The organism is Streptomyces sp. NPDC059456 (assembly GCF_042750055.1).
Lineage (GTDB): Bacteria > Actinomycetota > Actinomycetes > Streptomycetales > Streptomycetaceae > Streptomyces.
The window spans coordinates 1-1,863 of the sequence record NZ_JBHYVA010000633.1 but is presented as its reverse complement, the minus strand read 5'-3'; the positions used below and the strand labels follow the sequence as shown (position 1 = coordinate 1,863).

Annotated in this window: 2 protein-coding genes; both read left to right on the top strand. The window is 71.4% G+C overall.

The annotated features are described in order from the left end of the window. Positions 1 to 283 precede the first annotated feature (283 nt). Positions 284 to 1,483, top strand: a complete 1,200-nt coding sequence (locus ACFXA3_RS35195) for a cytochrome P450 (RefSeq protein ID WP_385193875.1) — start codon at positions 284 to 286, stop codon at positions 1,481 to 1,483. Then, the gene (locus tag ACFXA3_RS35190) at positions 1,480 to 1,701 is read left to right on the top strand and encodes a ferredoxin (protein WP_385193872.1); all 222 of its coding nucleotides are present in this window, start codon (positions 1,480 to 1,482) and stop codon (positions 1,699 to 1,701) included. Before ACFXA3_RS35195 ends, ACFXA3_RS35190 begins: the two co-directional genes overlap by 4 nt. Positions 1,702 to 1,863 lie beyond the last annotated feature (162 nt).

The window sequence follows — 1,863 nt, the reverse complement described above, 5'->3', positions numbered from 1 at the left end:
GGGGGGGCTCCGGGCTGCCGCTCACCGGGGGGGCGCCCGCCCCGCGCGGCCCGGCCGTCCCCGCGTGTGGCCCCCGCGTCGCGCCCGCGCGGGCCCCGGCGCGCCGCCCACATTGCCTTCGTTCCCACTCATTGCAACGAAGCATTGCGTTCGACGGCAGGTCATTGCATCGATTTACCCACTCTGACCTGCAAATACCCGCCCGATCGATTGACCGTTCCGCGAATGCAACGTAGCTTTCCAAACAAGTAAAAGACGTCACCGCGCGAAACGAGGAACGGTCATGAGCGAGTCCGTCCACACCGTCACCACGCCGCCGGCGGAGCGCCGGCCCGGCTGCCCCTTCGACCCGCCGGCCGAGCTGACCGACGCCCGCCGGCACGGCCCCATCAGCCGCTACACCCACCCCGGCGGCGTACCCGGCTGGCTGATCACCGGATACGACCTGGTCAGGTCGGTCCTGGCCGACCCCCGGTTCAGCTCGCGCAAGGACCTGCTGAACGTCGTCGACTTCGAGCTCCCCCCGGCGCCGCCCGGCGAGTTCCTCCTCATGGACGAGCCGCAGCACAGCCGCTACCGCAAGCCGCTGGTCGGCAAGTTCACCGTGCGGCGGATGCGGATGCTCACCGAGCGCATCGAGCAGATCACCACCGAGTGCCTGGACGCCATGGAACAGGCCGGACCGACGGCGGACCTGGTGACCGCGTTCGCCAAGCCCATCCCCACCATCGTGATCTGCGAGATCCTGGGCGTGCCCTACGAGGACCGGGCCTCCTTCCAGGAACAGATCGACGCGTTCATGGGCGGGGAGGTGAGCGAGGAGGAGCTGATCGCGGCCTACACCGCGACCCAGGAGTACCTCGCCCGGCTGGTGGCCGCCAAGCGCGCGAACCCCACCGACGACGTGCTCAGCGAACTCACCGACAGCGATCTGACCGATGAGGAGCTCAAGGGGATCAGCCTCATCCTGCTGGCGGCCGGCTTCGACACCACGGCGAACATGCTGTCCCTCGGCACCTTCGCCCTGCTGCAGAACCCGGCGCAGCTGGCCGCGCTGCGCGCCGATCCCTCGCTCACCGACGGGGCGGTGGAGGAACTGCTGCGGTACCTGAGCGTCGCGAAGACGTTCATGAGGACGGCGCTGGAGGACGTCGAGGTCGGCGGCCAGACCATCACGGCCGGCACGACCGTCGTCCTGTCGTTCAACACCGCCAACCGCGACCCCGGCCGCTTCACCGACCCCGACGTCCTCGACCTCCGGCGGCCGCACGAGGGACACCTGGCGTTCAGCCACGGCATCCACCAGTGCCTGGGCCAGCAGCTGGCCCGCATCGAGATGCGGGTGGCGTTCCGCGCCCTGGTCGACCGCTTCCCCACGCTGCGCCTGGCCGTACCGGCCGACGAGGTCCGCCTGCGCCCGGAGGCCGCGGACATCTACGGGGTCAAGAGCCTCCCGGTCACCTGGGACGAGGACGGCGCATGAGCACGGCCCGGCTGAGCATCGACCGTGAACGCTGCATCGGCGCCGGCATGTGCGCCATGACCGCCCCCGAGGTCTTCGACCAGGACCCCGACGACGGCCTCGTCCTCCTGCTGCACGCCGAGCCGCCCGCCGCGCACCGCACGGCCGCCCGGATGGCTGCCGGCCTGTGCCCCTCCGGGGCCATCGCCTTCGGTGCTCCGGAGTCCGGCGACGCCTAGGGCGGGTCACCGTCACGGGACGGTGACCCCCCCCCCCCCCCCCGTACGGGAACCGCTTCATGCCCGGCGCCGCGCCCCCGGCCTGGCGTGCGTGTGCTCCTGCGCCCACCGGGCCGCGTGCTCGGGGGTGTTAACCACCTCCGGGGGGCGCATGTAGACGCA

Excerpts from the sequence above, each read along its gene's own strand:
- ACFXA3_RS35195 (WP_385193875.1), top strand. The coding sequence starts at position 284 with ATGAGCGAGTCCGTCCACACCGTCACCACGCCGCCGGCGGAGCGCCGG.
- ACFXA3_RS35190 (WP_385193872.1), top strand. The coding sequence starts at position 1,480 with ATGAGCACGGCCCGGCTGAGCATCGACCGTGAACGCTGCATCGGCGCC.